The sequence below is a fragment of the Streptomyces sp. NPDC060205 genome, assembly GCF_042728395.1.
Taxonomy (GTDB): Bacteria; Actinomycetota; Actinomycetes; order Streptomycetales; family Streptomycetaceae; genus Streptomyces.
In genome coordinates, this window is record NZ_JBHWZP010000075.1 from 1 (window position 1) to 20,195 (window position 20,195).

Here is a 20,195-nt window from a genome sequence, read left to right on the forward strand (position 1 = left end):
GCCCCACTCCCGCCGGAGTGGGGCCCCTCTTGCACTGCTCTCACCGATGTCAGCCGCGCAGGACGCGACCCTGCTTGTCGGTGCGGTCGTTGCTGGTGAGGAACAGGATGCCGTCGATCAGCGCCCAGAAGCCCAGGCCACCGCAGGTGAGGAGCTGGGCGACACCCACGCCGACGGAGCCGACGTAGAAGCGGCCGATGCCGAGCGTGCCGAGGAAGATCTGCAGGATGCCCGCGACGATCTTCGACTTGTCCGAGTAGGGACGGCCCTGCGGGTCGACGCCGTACGGGGTGGCGGGGGTGGGGACGGTCATGAGACGTGCTCCTGGATGACTGAATGAAACCGGAGCAGGCCCGCCCCGGGGAACTCCAGGAGGGACCCGTGGCAGATACCTGCCAAAGGTCGCATCAGCGTCACCGCGCACACGTGACCGTGCACACGTCGTCCCCCCTGTGACGTGTGAGCGTACGGAGGCGCATGGGGCCAGCGGGAGAGCGAACGGCCTATTGTTCCCATCCCGTGATCAAGTTATGCCAAAATTTAGCCACGGATATTGCGGACAACGGTCCAGGTGACTGCTATGGCGAGTACCAACACCTGTACGCGGGGGCTCAGTTCGGGCCGCCAGCGCCGCCCGCGCAGCCCCTCCACGATCCAGCGCGCCAACAGCGCGAGGGCGAACGGCGAGGCGAGCAGCAGCACCCTGTTGTCGAGCCAGGCCGCGCCGAACTGACCGTGCATCAGGTCGTACGTCATCCGCGTGCCGCCGCAGGCCGGGCAGAGCAGCCCGGTGACGAACCGGAACGGGCAGGCGGGCAGGACGTGGCCGGGCTCGTGCGGATCGGTGCGGTAGAGATAGGCCGCACCGGCGGCCCCGGCGAGGAGCACCGCGAGGGGTGCCGCCGCCGGGCGCCGCAGCGGTTCCGCGCGCACGGAGCCGGTCTCAGCCACGCAGGGGGCGGCCCTGCGCGTCCGTGGCGTTGTGCCCGGTCAGCAGCATGATGCCGTCGATCAGCGCCCAGATCCCGAGCCCACCGCAGGTGAAGAGCTGGGCGAGCCCGATGCCGACGCTGCCGATGTAGAACCGCCCGACACCGAGGCTCCCCAGGCAGAGCTGGAGAACACCCGCGATGATCTTCGACTTGTCGGAGTACGGACGCCCGTAGGGGTCGTACCCGTACGGGGCGTTGGGGTCCCCGGTGAAGGTACCGGGAGGGTACGCGCCGGCCGGGGCGTACCCGCCGGGGGGCGGGTATCCGGGCCCCTGCTGATAACCGGACTGCGGGGGCCCGTACGGCTGCCCGGGCTGCCCCGGCTGCTGATACTGCCCGGAGCCCGGCTGCCCGGCCGCGTACGGGTTGGCGTCGCTCGGCGGCACGGCGCCCGGGTTCGGATAACCGTAACCGGGAGGCGTCTCCCCGGAGTTCGGATAGCCGTAGCCGGGCGGCTGGTTCGGTGGCTGCTGCGGCTGAGACGGCTGCTCGCTCACGGTGACTGCTCCTGGGGACGGGGTCGACGTATGGAAAGAATCAGGTCAGGTCATCTTGCCGGAGAGAACGTCCGATAGAGAAGCCGATTCAGCTGTGGCCTTGTGCGTGGTTGCGGCAAGTGTCACGAAGTGGGTCCCGAGGCGCGCCACTCCGCCCAGACCACCTTGCCGCCGCCGTCGCGCCGCCCGTTGATCACGAGGCAGTGACCCCAGTCGTCGGCGCACGCCCGTGTGAGCCAGAGCCCGCGCTCGTCGTCGGATCCCGCGACGGCCCCTGGCGGTCGCGGTGGAGGTCCTCGTGCTTCCCTTCCCGGCCGAAATTTTCCCCGGTGCCGGCCAGACCGTGGTCATCGCCGGCGGTCCCCACCCGCAGTTGGACACCGTGCAGTTGGACACGGAACACGGCTCGGAGTTCCTGCACGCAGAGGCCCAGCTGGACAAGTACCGAACAATCATGGGTCGCATGGAGCAGCTCTCACTCCCCGCCGAGGAATCGCGCGACTTCATTCACGGACTGATCGCAGATCTACGAAAGGACCCGTCATGACCGAACTCCGCTGGCAGAAATCCTCATTCAGCAGCGAAGCCAGCAACTGCCTGGAACTCGCCACCACCCCCGACGGCGAACTCCGCCTCCGCGAATCCGACGACCCGACCATCACGCTCGCCGTCCACCCCTCAGGTCTTCGCTTCTTGCTGGTTGCAACCCGCCACGAGATAGCCGCGCGCACTTGAAAGCAAGTGCGCGTGATTTCACCGGTACGGCGACTAAGGGCTGTCCCGTAGATGCTCTGAGTGGCGTGGGGCGTGGGAGTTGCTGTACCGCAGGGGTCTATCCGGCGAGGGCGAGGTTGTACATCCGTGCGATGCCGAGCATGGCGTGGGTGACGCCGTCGCCTTTGAGGCGGCAGTCGCGGAGGATCTTCCAGGTCTTCATGCGGGCGAAGACGTGCTCGACGCGGGCCCGGACCTGCTTGTGGGACTTGTTGTGGGCTTGTTTCCAGTCGGACAGCTCTTCCCCTTTGCGGCGTCGGTGGGGCATCACGAGCCCGGTGCCTGGATAGCCGCCGTCGGCGATGGTGTGATCGCGGGTGGGCACCAGGGTGCCGTCCACGATCAGCATCGTGTCCCTCGCGAACCGCTGGCGGGGTTGAAGGGCGAGCATCGGGCCGAGGTGATCGATGATGCGGTCCGCCGCGGATTTGGACACCCCGAACACCGGAGCCAGTTGGCGCATAGTCAGTTTCGTGCGCCAGTAGACCGCAACCAGCAATGCTCGGTCCTCCAGCACCAGGCTCCACGGCCGGCCCCTGCGGACCGCGTCCGCACCCTTGCGCCGCAGAACCGTCACCAGCTTCCCGAACTGCCGCGGGCTGAGCCCTGTGAACGGGGCTATCCAGGACGGCTCCGACGACGTGATCACACCAGTCACCGCAAGATCGTTTCATGACATCCGGCACAACGTCGAGAATGCTCCTATGACTGAAGAGCTGGTGAGGTTCCTTGAGGCGCGGCTGGATGAGGAGGCCGAATTGGCCCGACGCTGCGACGGTGACGGATGCGGTGAGTGGTCTGCCCACGGACACACCGTCGACTTCTGTCAGGTTGACCTCTCCGGCTTTCACCCCACGATCGCTCAGCACGTGGCTCTCCACGACCCGGCCCGGGTCCTGCGCGAGATCGAGGCCAAGCGGCGCATCTTGGCCCGCCACGCCCGCGACCCCTGGCCGTGCCACGACTTGCGCGACCTTGCTTCGCCCTACGCCGACCATCCGGACTTCCCCGTGCGGGCCTGAGCTGCACACGAGTAGAGCCTCCGACGAAGCTGCGTGCCTGAACCGAGCCCCCCTCACTGAAGATCACTTACGGGACAGCCCTTAGCGCAGCAGCGTCGCCCAAGTAGGCCGCCAGGTGGCCACAAGCGATTCCTGTGAAAGGCCTCCGATGCCCACCCTCCACTGGCAGAAGTCCTCCTACAGCAGCGAGGGAAACAACTGTCTGGAACTCACCACCACCCCCGACGGCGAACTCCGCCTCCGTGAATCCGACGACCCGGCGACCACACTCACCGTCCCTCCGGTGGGTCTCCGCTCGCTGCTGGACGTCGTGCGGCGCGGAATACCCGGCCGCCCTGGACGGTGAAGCCGTTCGTGTGGTCGCCGCGGTATCCGCACGTCACAGCCTTAAAAGGGTTTACGTGGCGTCCGCGGAGTGATCAGCTGTGGCGTCATGAACGGAGCGGCCTCTGGGGAGGGGCCGGGGAGAGGGAGGCGTCGCGTGAGTACCAGCGTCGGGACCACCGGGCAGGCCGGAGAGACAACGCAGCCGTGTCCGCAGTGCGGGGCCGAGATCCGCGTGGACGGGCGGTTCACCACCTGGTGTGCCGGTTGCGACTGGAACGTGGATCCGGAGCGGCCCGGCGAGGAGCCGGGGCGGCTGGAGAGACGGCGGCGAAGACTCGCCCGCCGTCACGGCGAGCGCCTGGCCGCCGAGGTGGCCGCCGGAGAGACGCTGCGTCCGCGCCGCGACGCCGCGGGGCTCGCGGCCTACGTGATCGCGCTCGCGGTGCACGGCGTCACCGTGGCCCTGGCCGTCGGCGCGGTGTGGTTCCTCGTCACCGGGTGGGGCGGCGCCGGGATGGTCCTCGGCGTGGTCCTCGCGGTGCTCACCTGGACGTTGCGGCCGCGCTTCTCCGAACTGCCCGACGACCAGCCCCTGCTGACCCGCGCCGACGCGCCCGCGCTCTTCGCGTTGATCGACGAGGTCGCCGTCGTCGCGGGCACCCGTGGAGTGGACACGGTCGCCGTCAGCACCGAGCTGAACGCGAGCGTGACGACGTACGGGATACGCGGTCGCCGGCTCCTGACCATCGGCGTGCCGCTCTGGGAGATCCTCACCCCGCAGGAGCGCATCGCCCTGCTCGGCCACGAACTCGGTCACTACAGCAACGGGGACACCCGGCACGGGCTGATCATCGGCAACGCGCTCCGCTCCCTCTCCACCTGGCGCTACTACGTCGACCCGACGCCGAACCCGACGATGGTGGAGGCCTTCGTCAACCTGGTCTTCATCCTGCCCCGCGCCCTGCTCCAGGGGCTGTTGATGCTCCTGGACCGGCTGACCCTGCGGGCGACACAGCGCGCCGAGTACCTCGCCGACTCGATGGCCGCGCGTGCCGGGTCCACCGACGCTGCCGCGTCGATCATGAACCGTTTCCTCGTCCTCGACTCGGCCGGGACCATGCTGCGGCGCGAGGCCAACGCCCAGCAGGTCAGCCGGCGCGGCACGGCGGACCGGGAACCCTGGCAGGGCCTGTGGGAGCGTCTGCGCGCGCACATGGACTCCGTTCCGCAGAGCGAGTACGAACGTCAGCGCCGCGCGGCGGTCCTGCGGGGCCACAGCGTCGACACGACCCACCCGCCGACCCATCTGCGCCACCAGTGCCTCCTCACCGTCCCGCCCCTCCCGGCCACCGTGACGACGGACGACGCCACGGAATCCCGTATCGCGGCCGAACTGTCCGCCCCTGCCCAGACGGTGGCCCAGCGCGTCGTGAAGCACGGGCTCGGCGCCTAGGCCCTGTCGCCGGGGGGCGACCACCGCTTCTGCCGTGCGTCCCGTCCCCCGAAGCTCCCGCCCTTCAGTCCACGGCCGTGAGGTCGATCTCGATGTCGAAGGGTGCCGTCGTCTTCAGGCGGTCGTGGAAGATGCCGGTGAGGCCGTACGACTTCGTGGCGGGATCGAGTTCGTAGACGTACACGACCGGGAGGCCCTTCTCCTCGTCCTTCTCGACCCGCAAGAAGTGCGGCACCCCGGCTTCGGCGTATTTGCGGGGCTTGAGCTCGCGGTCCCGTTCGCGGGAATCGGCAGACACCACCTCGACCGCCAGGAGCATGTCCTCGGACTTGAGCCAGGTCTGGTCGAGGCCCGTGTACGCCTCCGCGCGGGCCACCGACACGTCCGGTTCCGGTCTGTTGCGTCGGTCCAGCACGACGGTGAACTCCCGATAGACGTCCAGATGGTCCGGCGCCCAGCTCAGGAGGCCGTACTCAAGCAGACGCAGGCAGCGTGAGTGGAAGCGTGTCTGCGGGCTCCGGTGGACGAGGCTTCCGTCGATCAGCTCCGTGTGCGACGGAAGGTCCGGAATCCGGTCGAGGTCGTCCGCGGTCCAGCCCTCGGGCGGCGGAACCGGTCGGCGGAACGCACCCTCGGTGTCAGGCTCGTCGTCAGATGCGGCGTCCATCGTTGCTCCCATGCGGCGGAGTCTCGCCCGCGAGAGCAGCGCTCCCACCAGCAACGGCCGCCGACTCAGCCGAAAGAGTGGCCCGGCCCCTCGGCGCCACACGGGTGACTCCCCCAACCCCGCCCCGTCACCTCCCCGATCCCTCATCCCCGGAGACTTAATCTGACGACATGTCAGACGAAGAGTCGTACGATTTGCTCGGATTCGACAACGTTCTTCTTCCCGTCGGCAGTCTCGACGAGGCCGTGGACTTCTACCGGCGGGCCGGTTTCACGGTCGGGTTCCGGCTCGACGAGGCCGGGATCGCCGTGCTGAAGGTCGGCAAGGAGACGCCCGGCGTGCTGCTGCGACTGGAGGAGGAGCTGGGGCACCGGCCGCCCACCTGGGCCTCGCCCCGGATCTGGCTGGAGGTGCGGGACGCCAGGGGCATGGCCGACACCCTCGCCGCCGCCGGCGTCCAGCCCCTCGACGCGCCCCTCTCCGTCGCCACCGGCTGGACCGTCGAGGTCGCCGACCCCTGGGGCAACGTCATCGGGTTCACCGACTACACCAAGCGGCCGGAGCTGGCCCGCACCGGCTGACCCCCCACACATCTGAGCCGCACGTCACAGCCGTACCGCCGAAGCTCGGCTTGAACGTGTTCAAAAACAGGTCTACATTCTCTCTCGACAGCCTTTTGAACACGTTCAAGAAGGCATCTGGCTGGCAGTGATGCCGTCGAGAAGGGGCGGGAACATGGACCTCACGGTCGTTGCGTATGTCATATATCTGCTGATCAGCGTCGCGCTGACGGTCTGGGTCGCACGGACGCTCAGCCACAACGGGCGGATCTTCCTGGCCGACGTACTGCAGGGGAACGAGAAACTCGCGGACGCCGTCAACCACCTCCTGGTGGTCGGCTTCTACCTGGTGAACCTCGGCTTCGTGGCGCTCTATCTCAACCAGGACGACGAGATCGCCGACGCCCGAGGGATCTTCGAGGCCCTGTCGACCAAGCTCGGCGTGGTGCTCCTGGTGCTCGGCGCCATGCACCTGGGGAACGTGTACGTGCTCAACAAGATCCGCCGCCGGGGCGTCATGGAGCGCGAGCAGCAGCCGCCCGTGCCGCCGCAGGGCTGGGTCGCGCCGACGGCCGGCGCGTGATGACGGTGGCGGCCGCCACAGGCCCGGGCCGGGACGCCGCACGCGTCCCGGTCCGCGGGCTCACCGTCCTGTACGACGCCGAGTGCTCGCTCTGCGCCTTCCTGCGCGACTGGCTCGTACGGCAGCGGCAGCTGGTGCCCCTGGAGCTGGTGGCCGCCGGATCGGCGGAGGCCACGCGCCGCTACCCCGGGCTCGACCACGCCGCGACGCTCGACGAGATCACCGTGATCGGGGACGCGGGCCAGATCTACCGGTCCACCGCCGCCTGGATCGTCACCCTGTGGGCGCTCGCCGACCACCGCCCGACGGCCCACCGGCTCAGCACCCCGGCCGGGGCCCGGCTGGCCCGGGGCGCGGTGCTCGCCGCGGCCAGGTGGCGCGAGGGGCAGCGGGCCCGCCGGGAGGGCTACTGGGGCGGGCGCGAGGGTCAATGGGGCGGGCGTACGTACAACGCTGCCGAGGGATGGTCGTACGACCCGGCCGTGGGCTGGGTCTACGAGCCACCCGCCTGCGACAGCGGCACCTGTCCGCCTCGTTAGGCTCTGTCCCGTGCCAGCAGCGAACGACAGTGCCCCCAGCCCGGACGGCCCCGCGGTGCCCGAGAGCCGGACCGTGTCCGAAGGCCACGCCGTGCCCGAGGGCGCCGCGGTGTCCGAAGGCCCCGGCGCCCCGCGGACGCCCGCCAAGAGCGAGCAGACCCGGGCCCTGATCCTGGAGACGGCGATGCGCCTGTTCCAGGAACGGGGTTACGAGAAGACGACGATGCGGGCCATCGCCAAGGAGGCCGGGGTCTCCGTAGGCAACGCGTACTACTACTTCGCGGGCAAGGAGCACCTGATCCAGGGCTTCTACGACCGCATGGCCGTGGAGCACCGCGCGGCGGTCCGTGAGGTCCTGGACCACGAGCGGGACCTGGAGAAACGGATCGCGGGAGTCCTGAAGGCGTGGCTGGACGTGGCGACGCCGTACCACGAGTTCGCCGTGCAGTTCTTCAAGAACGCCGCCGATCCGGACAGCCCGCTCAGCCCGTTCTCGCCCGAGTCGGAGCACGCGCGCGTGGAGGCCATCGGCGTCTGCAGCGAGGTGCTGAGCGGTTCGAAGGCGAAGATCCCGGAGGAGCTGCGGGAGGTGCTTCCCGAACTGCTGTGGCTCTCCCAGATGGGCCTGGTCCTGTACTGGATCTTCGACCGCACGGAGGGCCGCGAGCGCAGTTACCGGCTCGCCGAACGCGGCGCCCGTCTGACCTCCCTGGGCGTCTCGCTGGCCCGCTTCCGCGTGCTGCGGCCCCTGGTCCGCGAGGTCCACGAACTGTTCACGGACTTCCTGCCGGGGATGACGAACGCGCTGCCCGATCCCGCCAGGAGCGCCAGATCCGCCAGGAAGTCCGCGAAACAGTCCTCCGAATAGCACCTCGCGCGGTCAGTTCACCGCGTCCACCTCGTCCTCCGCCAGCTCCACGTCGTACACCAGCGGTTCCGCGCCGACCATCACATGGCGGGCCCGGGAGGGGTGCTCCTGGGCCGTCACGGCCAGCAGGTACGAGCCCGCGGACGGGACCGAGACGATGTACGAGCCGTCGGCCAGCGAGGTCACCCGGTCGAGCTGACGGCCGCCCTTGGAGAGCAGGGTCAGCGCGGCACCCTCGACGGGCGCGCCGTCCGGGGTGCGGACGAAGCCGTGGATCACCGTGGAACCGCCGTCGGCACCACTGCCTGCGCCGGTGCCGGACTCGGCGTCGGGCACGCGCGCGTGGGGCTCGTCGGCCGGCTCCTCGCGCGGCTCCACCGCCAGGTGCGGCAGCCGCTTCTCCAGGCCCGCGGGCAGCCACCAGTTGGAGTTGCCCAGGAGGTGCATCGCGGCCGGTACCAGGGCCGTACGCAGGATGAACGCGTCGAGGGCGACCGCCGCCGCGAGCCCGATGCCCGCCATCGCGCCCTCCATGTCACCGCTGAGCACGAACGCGGAGAACACGCAGATCATGATCAGGGCCGCGCAGTTGATGACCCGGCTGGTCTCGGCGAGACCGACCCGGACCGCGCGCGCGTTGTCCTTGGTGTGCACCCACTCCTCGTGCATCCGGCTCACCAGGAACACCTGGTAGTCCATCGAGAGCCCGAAGAGCAGCGACAGCATGATGACCGGCAGGAAGGCGGTGATCGGCCCCTCCTTGCCGATGCCGAGGAGTTCCGTGCCCCAGCCCCACTGGAAGATCGCGACGAGCACTCCGAAGGAGGCGGCTGCCGCGATGAGGTTCATCAGGGCCGCCGTCAGCGGCACCACCAGGGAGCGGAAGGCCACCATCAGCAGCAGGAAGCCGAGCGAGATGATCGCCGCGACGAAGTAGGGCAGCCGCTCCCCCGTGACGGCCGCGAAGTCCTTGAAGACGGCGGTCACGCCGCCCACATGGGCCTTCGCCCCGGACTCCGGGATCACGTCGTCGCGCAGCCGGTCGATCAGCTGGTCCGTCTTCTCGGACTGCGGTGACGTGGTGGGCACCACCTGGATGACGGTGATGCCCTTCGCCGGCGGCGCGGCGGCGACCTGCGCGACCCCGTCGGTCGAGCGGATGGCGGAGACGAGCGCGTCCACGTCACCGGCCGACGCACCACCGGTGGCGTCCCCGCCGTCCACGACCACCTGGAGCGGACCGTTGAAGCCGGGCCCGAACCCTTCGGCGAGCAGGTCGTACGCCTGCCGGGTGGTCGTCGAGTCCTGGTGGTTGCCCTGGTCGGTGGCGCCGAGCCGGATCGACAGGACGGGCAGCGCCAGGACCATCATGACGACCAGGGCCCCCGCGGCGATCGTCCGCGGCCGCTTCTGCACGTACGCGGACCAGCGGGCGGCGAGTCCGCTCGCCTCCTCCGACTCCGGTCCCTCGGCGGCGAGCCTGCGGCGCTGCTTGCGGCTGAGCACACGCATGCCGAGCAGTCCCAGGAGCGCGGGCAGCAGGGTGATCGCGGCGAGCACGCTCAGCACGACCGTCAGCGAGGTGGCGACGACGACGCCGTCGAGGAAGCGCATGTTCATCACCAGCATCCCGGCGAGCGCGATGCACACCGTGCCGCCGGCGAACAGGACGGCGCGGCCCGAGGTGTTGAGGGCGGTGACGGCGGACTCCTCGGGCTCCATGCCGCGCAGGATGCCCCGGCGGTGCCGCGTCACGATGAACAGGGCGTAGTCGATGCCGACGCCCAGGCCGATCAGGGAGCCGAGCAGCGGCGCCACTTCGGGCACGTCGGTGACATGGCTGAGCAGCGAGGTCGCCATCAGGCCGGTGCCGAGGGCCGCGATCGCGACGACGAGGGGCAGCAGCATCGCGAAGAGCGAGCCGAAGGCGAGGAAGAGGACGACCGCCGCGGCCAGGATGCCGACCATCTCGGCGATGCCGGTGGGTGGTTCCTGGGTGCGGGTGATCGCCTGGCCGCCCAGCTCCACCTGGAGCCCGGCGCGTTCGGCGCCCTGCGCGGTGTCGACGACGTCCTCCACGAGCGCCTTCGGCACACCGTTGGCCTGCTCGGTGAAGGTGATCTGGGCGTACGCGATCCGCCCGTTCCCGCTGATCTGCGAGGCCCCCTGGGCGGCGTACGGGCTGCTGACCTCGCCGACGCCCTTCATGCGCCCGATCTCTTCGAGTGCGGGCTCGATCCGGGAGCGTACGGACGCGTCCCTCGCCGTCCCCCCGTCGACCTTCCACACCACCGTGTCGGTGTCGCCGGACCGCTCCGGGAAGGCCTTCTCCATCAGGTCGTACGCGCGCGTGGAGTCCGTGTTCGGAAGGGTGAAGGTGTCCGCGTAGTTCGTGCCGGCGGCGGAACCCGCGAAGCCCAGCCCGAGCAACGCCCCCACCCACAGGATCAGGACCACCAGCCGGTGCCGATAGCACCACCGTGCCAATGTCGTCACGCCTCAACGCCCCTTAGTCGTTTGTCGGTTGTCGGTTGGTCCCCCAGGTCCTGCGGCACAGCATCGGGCGCGGCGCGGCCCGTGGGACATGACCTGGCCATGACTCACAAGGAACTCCAAAGGGAGAGCCGGCCCTGATGTCGGTGCTCGCGCCGATACTGGGGGCATGACCGCTCACGAGGGCGCGACCGTGCTGGTCGTCGAGGACGAGCCGAGCATCGCGGACGTGCTGACCATCGCCCTGCGCTACCACCGCTTCGAGGTGATGACGGCCGGGACCGTCCGCCAGGCGCTGGCGATGGCCGAGCGCACACGCCCGGACGCGGCGCTCCTCGACGTGATGCTGCCGGACGGCGACGGGCGGGCGCTCGGCCGCGAACTGCGCGTGAAGCAGCCCGATCTCGCGCTGGTGTTCCTCACCGCGCGGGACGCGCCCACGGAGATCGTCGGCGCGCTCTCCTTCGGCGACGACTACATCACCAAGCCGTTCAACATCGACGAGGTGATCGCCCGCATCACCGCCGTGCTGCGCCGCACCCGCCCCGCCGACGTCCTGCCCGAGCGCCCGCCGCTGCGCTACGGAGACCTGGAGCTGGACGAGACGACGTACTCGGTGCACCGCGCGGGCCGCACGGTCGAGCTGACCCCGACCGAGTACGCGCTGCTGCGTTTCCTCGTGCGCAACGGCGGCCGGATCGTGCCCAAGGAGCAGCTGCTGCGGCACGTCTGGCAGTACGAGCATCCCGCGGAGTCGACCGTCGTGGAGACGTACATCAGCTATCTGCGGCGCAAGCTCGACGCCCTCGGCGCCCCGGTGATCACGACCCGGCGCGGCGTCGGATACGGGCTCGCGTGATCCCCGGGCGCTGCCGCGGGCACGGCATCCACTCCTTGCGCGGCAAGCTGACGGTGGCCAATGTGGCGCTGCTGGCGCTCGGCATCGTCCTGGCGACGGCGGTGAGCCTGATGGGCATGCGGTACTACCTGCTGGACCAGGTCGACTCGGAGCTGCTCAGGATGCGGGACTCCCTGGAGAGTACGCAGCTGACCGCGCGGCAGATCGACTCGCTGAGCGCGCTGGCCTTCGTCCGGGAGGGACGGGCCCCGGAGGCGCAGGGACCGCCGGACGCGGACTCGCTGTTCGCGGTGGTCGACTCCGAGGGCCGGGCCCTCACGCTCGGCACGTTCGAACCGACCGCGAACCAGCGTGCGCTCGCCTCGGCGGTGGGCGATCCCCGTGCGCTGACCGGTGACGCGGACCCGCGCGACGTGACGGTGGACGGTTCCCCGTTCCGGGTGATCGGCGCGTCCCTGCCCGACGGATCCGTGATCCTGGTCGCCGGGTCGACCGACGCGCTGCACAAGGGCATGGCCAAGGCGCTCAAGCTCGATCTGCTCTTCGGTGTGCTGCTGCTGGCGCTGCTCGCCGTGCTGACGATGCTGAGCGTGAGCCGGCGGCTGCGGCCCCTTGAGGACATGGTGGAGACGTCGTCGGCGATCGCCGAGGGGGATCTGGCCCGCCGGGTGCCGTCCAGCCACCATCCGACCCAGGAGGTCGAGCAGTTGCGGCTCGCCCTCAACTCGATGCTCCAGCAGGTCGAGGTCGCCTACCGGACGCGGGAGCGCAGCGCGGCCCAGCTGCGGCGGTTCGTCGCGGACGCCTCGCACGAGCTGCGTACACCGCTGTCGGCGATCCGGGGCTATCTCCAGCTGTACGACAAGGGCATGCTGCGGGAGCCGGCCGAACGCAAGCGGGCGTGGGACCGGATGACCGGGGAGGCCGACCGGATGGGGCGCCTGGTCGACGAGCTGCTCACCCTGGCCCGCCTCGACCAGCAGCCCGAACTGCGCTTCCGCAACGTCGACCTGAGCCGTCTGGTGCGGGACGCGGCGGAGGACCTGCGGGCCCAGCAGCCGGGGCGGCCGGTGTCGGTGCGCGCCGAGGGGGCCCTGCTCGTACGGGCGGACGAGTCGGGCCTGCGGCAGGTGCTGGGCAACCTCGTGGCGAACGTACGCACGCACACGCCCGCGGATGTCGCGGTCGCCCTCGATCTGGAGCGGGTCGACGGGGTGGTGCGGGTACGGGTCGCCGACGAGGGGCCGGGGCTGGCGGAGGAGGACGCCGCGCGCATCTTCGACCGGTTCTTCCGGGCGGGCGGGGGTGCGGGGAGCGGGCTGGGGATGGCGATCGTGCAGGGGGTTGCGGCGGCGCACGGCGGTGACGTGACGGTACGCACGTCACCGGGGGCGGGCCTGACGGTGACGGTGACACTGCCGTCGGGCTTGTGCGCGGGGTGACTCTTGAGCCCTGTCCCCTGCGGGCCGGTGGGGGCTGGCCGCGCAGTTCCCCGCGCCCCTCAAAAGCGGGGCTGCGCCCCGGCTTTCACCCCGGAGGAGTGCCCCGTAAGGGGCGCGGGGAACGGCGCGAGCCACCCCCACCGGCCCGCAGGTGCCAGAAAAAGCGGGACCCTGCCCCGTAAGGGGCGCGGGGAACGGCGCGATCGGCCCCCACCGGGCCGCAGGTGCCAGAAAAGCGGGGCCTGGCCCCGTAGGGGGCGCGGGGAACTGCGCGGCCCGCCCCCGACGGCCCGCAGGTCACCCCGCCAGCCCCCGCCCGGAGGGCTCCGGTGCCGGGACCAGTGCCCATACCGTCTTGCCGTGGCGGCCCCGGCTCCAGACCCCCCACGCCGTCGTGAGGCTCTCCACCAGCCGCAACCCCCGCCCCGATTCCCCCTCGTACTCCCCGTTCGACCGCAACCGCGGCTGCACGGCGCTCTCGTCGGAGACCTCTATGAGACACGACCCGTCCGCGAGCGTGGTCACCGCGACCTCGAACTCCCGTTCAAGCAACGGCGCGTGCCGCACCGCGTTGGTCGCCAGCTCGGACACGAGCAGCACCACGTCCTCGAACGCCTGCTCCCCCGAACTGTGCCCCCAGTTCGACAGATGGTCCCGCACCCGGCGCCGCGCGAGCCCGACGGAAGCCGGGTGTCTGGGCAACCGGAAGGAGTTGCGTCTCAACACGTTTGCTCCTCACCCCGCGCACGCCTCCGTCACAACATGCTGCGTGACGCGGGCCCGATGCGTCACTCGCGCAATTGCAACCCTGCATGAACGCGACAGGCGTCCGACGGGCCGATCCCGTGGCGGCTCCACAAGCGGAAGGCCGCCTGCCGTCCGCCGGGTACCCCGGCCTCCCGCGTCCGCACTGTTCAGCCCGTGGGTCACCCCCTGCCGCGGCACACCGGCAGGCACCCCGCGCGCGGCGGTTCACCGGATCATGTGAAGGTTCCCGGCCGTACGGCCGCGGCAGGCGGCCCGCCGACTGTCCAGAATCAGCTGGTCGGACGCCGCGTCGAACGCCCGCGTCAGGCCTGCTTGGAGGCCAGTTCCACGACCGTGATGTCCGAGGGCGCCCCCACCCGCGTGGGCGGCCCCCATGCCCCGGCGCCCCGCGACACGTACAACTGCGTGTCCCCGTAGCGCTCCAGCCCTGCGAGGGTCGGATTGGCGAGGTCCGCGACGAGGTTGCCGGGCCACAACTGCCCGCCGTGGGTGTGCCCGGAGAGCTGGAGGTCCACCCCGTGGTCCACGGCGTCATGGATCTGTACGGGCTGGTGGGCGAGCAGGACACACGCGCGGGCGCGGTCCCGGTCGCCGAGGGCCTTCGCGTAGTCGGGCCCCTGTCCCTCGTCCTCCCCGGCGATGTCGTTGACCCCGGCGAGGTCGAAGTGGGCCAGCTCGGTGCGGGCGTTCTCCAGCGGGTTCAGCCCCAGTTCACGTACGCGCGCGACCCACTCCTCGGCCCCGGAGAAGTACTCGTGGTTCCCGGTGACGAAGAACGAGCCGTGCCGTGCCCGCAGTTGCGCGAGCGGCGCGGCGGCGGGCCCGAGGTCCTTCACGCTGCCGTCGACGAGGTCGCCCACGACCGCGATCAGGTCGGGCTGCGTGGAGTTGATCGTGTCGACGACCTTCTGGGCGAAGCCGCGCCCCAGCACGGGCCCGAGGTGGATGTCGCTGACGACGGCGATCCGGTACCCGTGGGCGGCTCTCGGGAGCTTGGCCAGCGGCACGGTGACCCGCTTGACCTTGGGCCCGCTCAGGACGCCGTACGTCCCGTACCCCACGGTCCCCACGGCGGCAGCCGCCGCGGCCCCGCCCACGACCCGCGAGATGAGGAGCCGTCGCGAGGGTCCGGCGGGCGCGGGCGCGGGCGCGGATCCGGACGCCGGTTCCTCCGCGGGCCGCTCAGCCTCCTGGGCCGCCGCTTCCCTGGCAGGCGCCTCCACGGCCGCCGACGCCCCCGACGGTACGTGCGCGGCCTCGCGCACCTCCGCCGGTTCGACGGCCGGCTCGGCAACCGGCTCGGCCGCGGGCGGCGTACGCCGGTCCAGAGCCCTGCGCAGCAGCGGCCGTACGGCCTCGCCGACCAGCAGCGCCACCAGCAGGTACAGCGACAGCGCCATCCACAGGAAGCCGGGCCAGGCCAGTACCTGCTGCAGCCAGAACGGCGCGCCCGTCTGCTCGGCCGTGATCGCCGCGAACATCAGCAGCGGACCGCCGACGATCACGGCCGTGCCCGCGCGCCGGGACACCCCGGGCCGCGCTGTCGTGTCACGTACCAGCCGGCGCCACAGGTACCAGTGCAGCCCCGCGAACACGGCCAGGACCAGAACCACCACCACGACGAACACGATGACCACGCGACGACTCTCCCGTTATGACGTTATGACGTTGTGCGTTACGACGACGGCGTGTGGCGCAAGGCCCGGACACCGCGCAACCCGATGCCCCCGACAACCGTCCCCAAGACAAAGGAGACAACGGCGAGCGTCAGGTGCACCCAGAAGTACCCGGTCGGATCGCCCGCGTCGTCGAACGCGAGCCCGCTGCCGTCCTTCCAGAGATTTTTGATGAAAGTGACCCAAATGACCCAGCTCCACACTCCGAAGGCGAGCAGGAACCAGGAGAGGGGACGGCTGAGCTTCATGGGTTCAGTATCGCCGCACTCGAACGGAACCGGCGCCCGGGGTGGGTCCGGCCACGGCGCACGGCACGGTGGCGGAAAAGCCCCGGCCGGAAAGGGCCCCGGCGAGGAGGCCCCTACGACGTCCCTCCCCGCGCCCTGTACGTTCTCGACCGTGCCCGCCATGAAAAAGACCGCCAAGTCGTCCTTGCTGGTCACTTCCGCCACCCTGTTGTCGTTCTCGCTCGCGCTCACGGCGACCGCCACCGCGCCCGCCGTCGCGGCCTCGGCCGCCTTCTCGGCGGACAAGCCGAAGCCGAGCCCGTCGGCCAGCCCCTCGGCCACACCGCCGGCGGACATGTCGTCCGTGGGCGGCGCCCTGCTCGCGCAGCCCGGGACGCAGGCGAACCTCGGTACCGGCGCGCCGGTCCTGCCGAAGGATCTGAGTGCCCGCTCCTGGATCGTCGCGGACGCCGAGTCCGGCGACGTCCTGGCCGCGCACAACGCGCACTGGCGGCTGCCTCCGGCGAGCACTTTGAAGATGCTGTTCGCCGACACCCTGCTGCCGAAGTTCCCCAAGAAGCAGAAGCACAAGGTCGTCCCCACGGACCTGGCGGGCATCGGCGCGGGCTCCAGCATGGTGGGCGTCAAGGAGGACGAGACGTACACGGTCCACGATCTGTGGCTCGGTGTCTTCCTTCGCTCCGGCAACGACGCCGTGCACGTCCTGTCCGCGATGAACGGGGGCGTCGACCGGACCGTCGCGGACATGAACGCGCGCGCCGAGGAACTCCAGGCGCTCGACACGAACGTGGTCAGCCCGGACGGCTACGACGAGAAGCGCCAGGTGTCGTCGGCGTACGACCTGACCCTGTTCGCCCGCTCCGGCCTGCAGAACGAGGACTTCCGGGAGTACTGCTCGACGGTCCGCGCGAAGTTCCCCGGTGAGACGAAGAAGAACAAGAAGGGCAAGACCACCCGCGGGTCCTTCGAGATCCAGAACACCAACCGGCTACTGACCGGCGACTACGGCCTGGACGCCTACCAGGGCATCGCGGGTGTGAAGAACGGCAACACCACGAACGCGGGCGCGACCTTCACCGGGGTCGCCGAGCGCGACGGCCGGGTGCTGCTCGTCACGGTCATGAACCCGCAGAAGCAGGAGCACGACGAGGTCTACAAGGAGACCGCCAAGCTCCTCGACTGGGGCTTCAAGGCCTCGGGCAAGGTCTCCCCGGTCGGCGAGCTGGTGCCGCCGAAGAGCGCGGACACGGGCGCGCAGCCGGGCGCGAACGCCTCCGGCGAGGCGGGCGGTTCGGGTGACGGCGCGGCCAAGTCGAAGGCGGTGGCCGCCGCGTCGAAGACGGACGGTTCGGGTTCGGGCGGTGTCGGCATCGCCCTGGCGATCACCGGCGGCGTCCTGGCCCTGCTCGCCGCCGGTGTCTTCCTGATCAACCGCCGCTGGCCGCTGCCGGAGCTGATGCGTCGCCGCCGTTGAGGTCCGCGGCGTCGTCCGTCCCGGCCGGCTCCGCCGTCTCCTTGTGCCCCGTCGCCGTCCAGGACGCGCAGAACAGCAGCAGCTTGGACGTGAAGTTGATCCACAGCAGCAGCGCGACGGGCACCCCGAACGCCCCGTACATGCTCTTCGCCGCGACTCCCTGGATATAGCCGCTGAGCAGCAGTTTCAGCAGTTCGAACCCGGCGGCGCCGATCAGTGCGGCGACGAGGAGACGGCGCCGCTCGGGCTGGACGCCGGGGAGCAGCGTCAGCAGGTACAGGAGCAGCAGGAAGGCGGCGAGGACGGCCACGGCGAACGCGGCCACCCGCAGCAGCACCCCGCCCCAGCCGCCCTCGTCGATGCCGAGCTGCCGGGTGGTCCAGCCCACGGCGGTCGACGCGAGGGTGGACGCGGCGATCGTGACGAGGGCGGCGCCGCCGAGGCCGACGAGCACGCCGCCGTCCACGAGCTTGCGCAGGATCGGGTTCTCCTCCTCGTCCGGCAGCTCCCAGACCGCGCGCAGGCACTCGCGCATCGAGCCGACCCAGCCGATGCCGGTGAACAGCAGCAGGGCGCCCGCGATGAGTCCGACGGTGCCGGCGTTGTCGACGAGGGCGCCGATGTCGAGCTGTTCGGCGATGCCGGGGATCTGCTCGGCGATCTTGTCCTCAAGTGTCTGCACCCCCTTCTCGTCGAGGGCCGCGGCGGCGATGGCGGCGGCCACGGTGATCAGCGGGAAGAGCGCGAGGAAGCTGATGAAGGTCATCGCGGCGGCGAGCCGCGTCCACTTCACCCGGTCCAGCCGTTCGTACGAGCGCCAGGCGTGCGTGAGCATCAGCCGTGCGACCCACGGGCCCACGACGGGGAGCTTTTTCAGCCAGTCCATGATCCGACTCTGCCCTCGCTTCGGAAAACCAATGTCCTCGTACCCCAAAAGCGCAGGACCGTGGCGAGCGCCATGCCGATCCCCGCGCCCGACACGGTGTCCGCGCGCGGGGAGGTGAACCCGAGGCCGTAGTGGCTCACGAGGAGGCACAGCAACTGCACCAGGGCGCCCGCGATGTTCACTCCGAAGAAGATCCCGTACTGGAGCAGGCTCGTGGTCGTGTGCCGGTACGTACCCAGCGCGTTGCCCGCGTACGCGACCGAGCAGCCCGCCACGAACGACAGGGCCTTGGCGGTCAGCGGGTCGAGCCCGGCCGGGCCGCGCAGCCAGAGGAAGAGGGCGAGGTCGGCGGCGTACGCGAGGAGGCCCGCGGCGGCGAAGCCGAGCAGTTCCCGGCGGTGCGGCCGGCCCGCGTGCGGCGGGGGCGCCCGGTGCACTCCCCCTGTTCCCGCGCTGCGCGCCCCGCTCACCAGTTGGCCACCGCCAGGCCGTACATGGCGAGCCAGGCCACGCCGATGAGGGCGAGCGCGCGGTCGCGCAGGACCACGTCCTCGGGTTCGCCCGCGGTGCCCCGGTCGGCGAAGACCGCGTACCGCAGGACGGCCAGGATGAAGGCGACCATCGACAACTGTCGCCACGGCAGCACGCTGGTGTGCGGCAGGCCGCCCTCCTCCAGGGCCCACAGGCAGTAGCCGAGGACGGCGACGGAGGCGGCGAGCTGCCAGACGAAGCGCAGGTAGCCGACGGTGTACTCGGTGAGCAACGCGCGCGTGGCGCCCGCTTTCCCGGCCATCTGGACGGCCTCGGAGTAGCGCTTGGCGGACACCATGAACAGCGCGCCGAAGCCGGTGGTGATCAGGAACCAGCGCGACAGCGGGATGTCGAGCGCGAGCCCGCCGATCATCGCCCGCATCAGGAATCCGGTGGTCACCACGGCGAGATCGACGACCAGGACGTGCTTGAGGCTGATGCAGTACGCGAACTGCATCCCCAGGTAGGCGGTGAGCAGCGCCGAGGTGAGCGGCGAGCACACGAAGGCGGCCACGGTGGGGGCGACGACGGCGAGAACGATGCCTACGGAGTAGGCGACCGGGACGGGCACCACGCCCGCGGCGACCGGCCGGTGGCGTTTGACCGGGTGGGCGCGGTCGGCGTCGGCGTCGCGGGCGTCGTTGACCAGGTAGACGCTCGCCGCGCAGGCCGTGAACAGCACGAAGACCAGGGCGACCTGGACGAGTGCGTGGCGTGAGAAGAGTTCGCCCGCGGCGGCCGGGGCGGCGACCACGAGGACGTTCTTGACCCACTGTTTCGGACGGGCGGTCCTGATGAGCCCCTTCAGGAGGCCACTTTTCGGCGGGGCGGGCCGGTCGCCCCGTGTCCCCTCCGCGGTCCCCGGGCTCCCCTGACTCTTCGCACTCCCCAGAAGGGCCGTCTCAGCCATGGTCACGGCCTCCTGTCATCCAGCGGGCGCCCAGCCGGGCCGTGACCGCGCCGAGGGCGGCGCCCGCGGCGACGTCCGAGGGGTAGTGGACGCCGACGACCACGCGCGACACGCACATCGCGGCGGCCAGCGCGGGCACCACGCGTGCGCCGAGCGCGCCGAAGGCCACGGCGGCGGCCACCGCGGACGTGGCGTGCGAGCTGGGGAAGGAGTGCCGGCCCGCGGTGCGGACCAGCGGCTCGACATGACCGGGACGCGGACGGCGTACGAGCCGTTTCACGCCCATGCTGGCGAGGTGCGCGCCCGCGGTCAGGGCCGTGCCGCGCAGCCAGGCGCCGCGCCGCTCCCGGTCGGCGGCGGCGCCCGCGAGGCCCGCCGCGAGCCACAGCGCGCCGTGCTCTCCCGCCAGGGACAGGGTCCGCGCGGCGGCGGCGACTGCGGGGCCTGTGCCGCGTGCGTGGAGGGCCGTCAGGATCCGGTGGTCCAGGTCAGGGCGCTCGTCGTGGTGGTCCATGGGGACTCACTGTTCACGTCGACAGGGCTACAGCTCCGGCAATATTGAGCGACATCCCATTAATCACCCATTTCGGGGAGGAAAGGGATGTAGAGGGATGTTAGGTAACTAA

General features: G+C 70.7%; 25 protein-coding genes. 12 read left to right on the forward strand and 13 right to left on the reverse strand.

All coding sequences use genetic code 11. The features are described from left to right. Positions 1-49 precede the first annotated feature (49 nt). From ACFWGJ_RS15825 to ACFWGJ_RS15835, 3 genes are all read right to left on the reverse strand, one after another. Positions 50-313: a TM2 domain-containing protein gene (locus tag ACFWGJ_RS15825; protein WP_107015768.1), complete on the reverse strand. Its 264-nt coding sequence runs from the start codon at positions 311-313 to the stop codon at positions 50-52. 227 nt (positions 314-540) lie between these two features. Beyond that, positions 541-951, reverse strand: coding sequence for a DUF2752 domain-containing protein (locus ACFWGJ_RS15830; RefSeq protein ID WP_387324329.1), 411 nt, complete (start codon positions 949-951; stop codon positions 541-543). After that, a complete protein-coding gene (locus tag ACFWGJ_RS15835; protein WP_387324331.1) occupies positions 944-1,489 on the reverse strand; it encodes a TM2 domain-containing protein in 546 nt (181 codons plus the stop codon). The genes ACFWGJ_RS15830 and ACFWGJ_RS15835 overlap by 8 nt, the downstream gene beginning before the upstream one ends. Positions 1,490-1,787: 298 nt before the next feature. On the opposite strand from ACFWGJ_RS15835, the gene ACFWGJ_RS15840 reads away from it, so the two are divergent. Beyond that, positions 1,788-2,036: a Scr1 family TA system antitoxin-like transcriptional regulator gene (locus ACFWGJ_RS15840; RefSeq protein WP_387324333.1), complete on the forward strand. Its 249-nt coding sequence runs from the start codon at positions 1,788-1,790 to the stop codon at positions 2,034-2,036. Then, the gene (locus ACFWGJ_RS15845; RefSeq protein ID WP_387324336.1) at positions 2,033-2,224 is read left to right on the forward strand and encodes a DUF397 domain-containing protein; all 192 of its coding nucleotides are present in this window, start codon (positions 2,033-2,035) and stop codon (positions 2,222-2,224) included. Before ACFWGJ_RS15840 ends, ACFWGJ_RS15845 begins: the two co-directional genes overlap by 4 nt. Positions 2,225-2,321: 97 nt before the next feature. Here ACFWGJ_RS15845 and ACFWGJ_RS15850 read toward each other — a convergent pair whose 3' ends face one another. Beyond that, on the reverse strand, positions 2,322-2,921 hold the full coding sequence (locus ACFWGJ_RS15850) for a transposase family protein (RefSeq protein WP_381834287.1): 600 nt from the start codon (positions 2,919-2,921) through the stop codon (positions 2,322-2,324). Between the two features lie 46 nt (positions 2,922-2,967). Here ACFWGJ_RS15850 and ACFWGJ_RS15855 point away from each other — a divergent pair, with 46 nt between their 5' ends. The 3 genes from ACFWGJ_RS15855 (at position 2,968) to ACFWGJ_RS15865 (ending at position 5,065) form a co-directional block, all read left to right on the forward strand. Continuing rightward, a complete protein-coding gene (locus ACFWGJ_RS15855; protein ID WP_381834289.1) occupies positions 2,968-3,285 on the forward strand; it encodes a DUF6221 family protein in 318 nt (105 codons plus the stop codon). A 148-nt stretch (positions 3,286-3,433) separates the two neighbouring features. Continuing rightward, a complete protein-coding gene (locus ACFWGJ_RS15860; protein WP_387324339.1) occupies positions 3,434-3,631 on the forward strand; it encodes a DUF397 domain-containing protein in 198 nt (65 codons plus the stop codon). Positions 3,632-3,766: 135 nt separating this feature from the next. After that, complete coding sequence (locus ACFWGJ_RS15865; protein WP_387324342.1) at positions 3,767-5,065, forward strand: M48 family metallopeptidase; 1,299 nt, start codon at positions 3,767-3,769, stop codon at positions 5,063-5,065. A gap of 64 nt (positions 5,066-5,129) precedes the next feature. On the opposite strand, the gene ACFWGJ_RS15870 is transcribed toward ACFWGJ_RS15865, so the two are convergent. After that, on the reverse strand, positions 5,130-5,732 hold the full coding sequence (locus ACFWGJ_RS15870) for a Uma2 family endonuclease (protein ID WP_387324344.1): 603 nt from the start codon (positions 5,730-5,732) through the stop codon (positions 5,130-5,132). Between the two features lie 170 nt (positions 5,733-5,902). Between ACFWGJ_RS15870 and ACFWGJ_RS15875 the strand changes: the two genes are divergently transcribed. The 4 genes from ACFWGJ_RS15875 (at position 5,903) to ACFWGJ_RS15890 (ending at position 8,282) form a co-directional block, all read left to right on the forward strand. Beyond that, positions 5,903-6,313: a VOC family protein gene (locus ACFWGJ_RS15875; protein ID WP_387324347.1), complete on the forward strand. Its 411-nt coding sequence runs from the start codon at positions 5,903-5,905 to the stop codon at positions 6,311-6,313. A gap of 154 nt (positions 6,314-6,467) precedes the next feature. Continuing rightward, positions 6,468-6,875, forward strand: a complete 408-nt coding sequence (locus ACFWGJ_RS15880; protein ID WP_210880719.1) for a hypothetical protein — start codon at positions 6,468-6,470, stop codon at positions 6,873-6,875. Continuing rightward, the gene (locus ACFWGJ_RS15885; RefSeq protein WP_387324402.1) at positions 6,875-7,414 is read left to right on the forward strand and encodes a thiol-disulfide oxidoreductase DCC family protein; all 540 of its coding nucleotides are present in this window, start codon (positions 6,875-6,877) and stop codon (positions 7,412-7,414) included. Before ACFWGJ_RS15880 ends, ACFWGJ_RS15885 begins: the two co-directional genes overlap by 1 nt. Positions 7,415-7,505: 91 nt before the next feature. Next, positions 7,506-8,282: a TetR/AcrR family transcriptional regulator gene (locus ACFWGJ_RS15890; RefSeq protein WP_387324405.1), complete on the forward strand. Its 777-nt coding sequence runs from the start codon at positions 7,506-7,508 to the stop codon at positions 8,280-8,282. A 12-nt stretch (positions 8,283-8,294) separates the two neighbouring features. Here the strand turns inward: ACFWGJ_RS15890 and ACFWGJ_RS15895 are convergent, their stop codons facing one another. Continuing rightward, positions 8,295-10,769 carry an MMPL family transporter gene (locus ACFWGJ_RS15895; protein WP_387324407.1) on the reverse strand — a complete coding sequence of 825 codons (2,475 nt, stop codon included), beginning with the start codon at positions 10,767-10,769 and terminating at the stop codon, positions 8,295-8,297. A 175-nt stretch (positions 10,770-10,944) separates the two neighbouring features. On the opposite strand from ACFWGJ_RS15895, the gene ACFWGJ_RS15900 reads away from it, so the two are divergent. Together ACFWGJ_RS15900 and ACFWGJ_RS15905 are read left to right on the forward strand one after the other, a co-directional pair. Continuing rightward, complete coding sequence (locus ACFWGJ_RS15900; protein ID WP_387324351.1) at positions 10,945-11,634, forward strand: response regulator transcription factor; 690 nt, start codon at positions 10,945-10,947, stop codon at positions 11,632-11,634. Then, positions 11,631-13,076, forward strand: a complete 1,446-nt coding sequence (locus ACFWGJ_RS15905) for an ATP-binding protein (protein ID WP_387324354.1) — start codon at positions 11,631-11,633, stop codon at positions 13,074-13,076. Before ACFWGJ_RS15900 ends, ACFWGJ_RS15905 begins: the two co-directional genes overlap by 4 nt. Before the next feature lie 297 nt (positions 13,077-13,373). Here the strand turns inward: ACFWGJ_RS15905 and ACFWGJ_RS15910 are convergent, their stop codons facing one another. The 3 genes from ACFWGJ_RS15910 to ACFWGJ_RS15920 form a co-directional block, all read right to left on the reverse strand. Next, positions 13,374-13,802, reverse strand: coding sequence for an ATP-binding protein (locus tag ACFWGJ_RS15910; protein ID WP_387324357.1), 429 nt, complete (start codon positions 13,800-13,802; stop codon positions 13,374-13,376). A gap of 344 nt (positions 13,803-14,146) precedes the next feature. Next, complete coding sequence (locus tag ACFWGJ_RS15915; RefSeq protein WP_387324360.1) at positions 14,147-15,481, reverse strand: metallophosphoesterase; 1,335 nt, start codon at positions 15,479-15,481, stop codon at positions 14,147-14,149. A 38-nt stretch (positions 15,482-15,519) separates the two neighbouring features. After that, positions 15,520-15,768 carry an SCO4848 family membrane protein gene (locus ACFWGJ_RS15920; protein WP_387324362.1) on the reverse strand — a complete coding sequence of 83 codons (249 nt, stop codon included), beginning with the start codon at positions 15,766-15,768 and terminating at the stop codon, positions 15,520-15,522. Between the two features lie 151 nt (positions 15,769-15,919). Here ACFWGJ_RS15920 and ACFWGJ_RS15925 point away from each other — a divergent pair, with 151 nt between their 5' ends. Further along, a complete protein-coding gene (locus tag ACFWGJ_RS15925; RefSeq protein WP_387324364.1) occupies positions 15,920-17,242 on the forward strand; it encodes a D-alanyl-D-alanine carboxypeptidase family protein in 1,323 nt (440 codons plus the stop codon). On the opposite strand, the gene ACFWGJ_RS15930 is transcribed toward ACFWGJ_RS15925, so the two are convergent. The 4 genes from ACFWGJ_RS15930 to ACFWGJ_RS15945 are packed head-to-tail and all read right to left on the reverse strand — an operon-like array spanning position 17,196 to position 20,083. Next, positions 17,196-18,128, reverse strand: coding sequence for a YihY/virulence factor BrkB family protein (locus ACFWGJ_RS15930; protein ID WP_381834425.1), 933 nt, complete (start codon positions 18,126-18,128; stop codon positions 17,196-17,198). The genes ACFWGJ_RS15925 and ACFWGJ_RS15930 overlap by 47 nt on opposite strands. Further along, on the reverse strand, positions 18,116-18,565 hold the full coding sequence (locus ACFWGJ_RS15935) for a GtrA family protein (RefSeq protein ID WP_387324366.1): 450 nt from the start codon (positions 18,563-18,565) through the stop codon (positions 18,116-18,118). Before ACFWGJ_RS15935 ends, ACFWGJ_RS15930 begins: the two co-directional genes overlap by 13 nt. Positions 18,566-18,594: 29 nt before the next feature. Beyond that, positions 18,595-19,569 (reverse strand): decaprenyl-phosphate phosphoribosyltransferase, encoded by a 975-nt coding sequence (locus ACFWGJ_RS15940; RefSeq protein ID WP_387324369.1) that lies wholly within the window; start codon positions 19,567-19,569, stop codon positions 18,595-18,597. Next, positions 19,562-20,083, reverse strand: coding sequence for a phosphatase PAP2 family protein (locus ACFWGJ_RS15945; RefSeq protein WP_107015752.1), 522 nt, complete (start codon positions 20,081-20,083; stop codon positions 19,562-19,564). Before ACFWGJ_RS15945 ends, ACFWGJ_RS15940 begins: the two co-directional genes overlap by 8 nt. Positions 20,084-20,195: the final 112 nt, after the last annotated feature.

What these genes read in the sequence shown, in the direction of transcription:
- ACFWGJ_RS15825 (WP_107015768.1), bottom strand. Translation starts at nt 313, where the DNA reads ATGACCGTCCCCACCCCCGCCACCCCGTACGGCGTCGACCCGCAGGGC.
- ACFWGJ_RS15845 (WP_387324336.1), top strand. Translation starts at nt 2,033, where the DNA reads ATGACCGAACTCCGCTGGCAGAAATCCTCATTCAGCAGCGAAGCCAGC.
- ACFWGJ_RS15855 (WP_381834289.1), top strand. Translation starts at nt 2,968, where the DNA reads ATGACTGAAGAGCTGGTGAGGTTCCTTGAGGCGCGGCTGGATGAGGAG.
- ACFWGJ_RS15860 (WP_387324339.1), top strand. Translation starts at nt 3,434, where the DNA reads ATGCCCACCCTCCACTGGCAGAAGTCCTCCTACAGCAGCGAGGGAAAC.
- ACFWGJ_RS15870 (WP_387324344.1), bottom strand. Translation starts at nt 5,732, where the DNA reads ATGGACGCCGCATCTGACGACGAGCCTGACACCGAGGGTGCGTTCCGC.
- ACFWGJ_RS15875 (WP_387324347.1), top strand. Translation starts at nt 5,903, where the DNA reads ATGTCAGACGAAGAGTCGTACGATTTGCTCGGATTCGACAACGTTCTT.
- ACFWGJ_RS15880 (WP_210880719.1), top strand. Translation starts at nt 6,468, where the DNA reads ATGGACCTCACGGTCGTTGCGTATGTCATATATCTGCTGATCAGCGTC.
- ACFWGJ_RS15885 (WP_387324402.1), top strand. Translation starts at nt 6,875, where the DNA reads ATGACGGTGGCGGCCGCCACAGGCCCGGGCCGGGACGCCGCACGCGTC.
- ACFWGJ_RS15900 (WP_387324351.1), top strand. Translation starts at nt 10,945, where the DNA reads ATGACCGCTCACGAGGGCGCGACCGTGCTGGTCGTCGAGGACGAGCCG.
- ACFWGJ_RS15920 (WP_387324362.1), bottom strand. Translation starts at nt 15,768, where the DNA reads ATGAAGCTCAGCCGTCCCCTCTCCTGGTTCCTGCTCGCCTTCGGAGTG.
- ACFWGJ_RS15930 (WP_381834425.1), bottom strand. Translation starts at nt 18,128, where the DNA reads ATGGACTGGCTGAAAAAGCTCCCCGTCGTGGGCCCGTGGGTCGCACGG.
- ACFWGJ_RS15940 (WP_387324369.1), bottom strand. Translation starts at nt 19,569, where the DNA reads ATGGCTGAGACGGCCCTTCTGGGGAGTGCGAAGAGTCAGGGGAGCCCG.
- ACFWGJ_RS15945 (WP_107015752.1), bottom strand. Translation starts at nt 20,083, where the DNA reads ATGGACCACCACGACGAGCGCCCTGACCTGGACCACCGGATCCTGACG.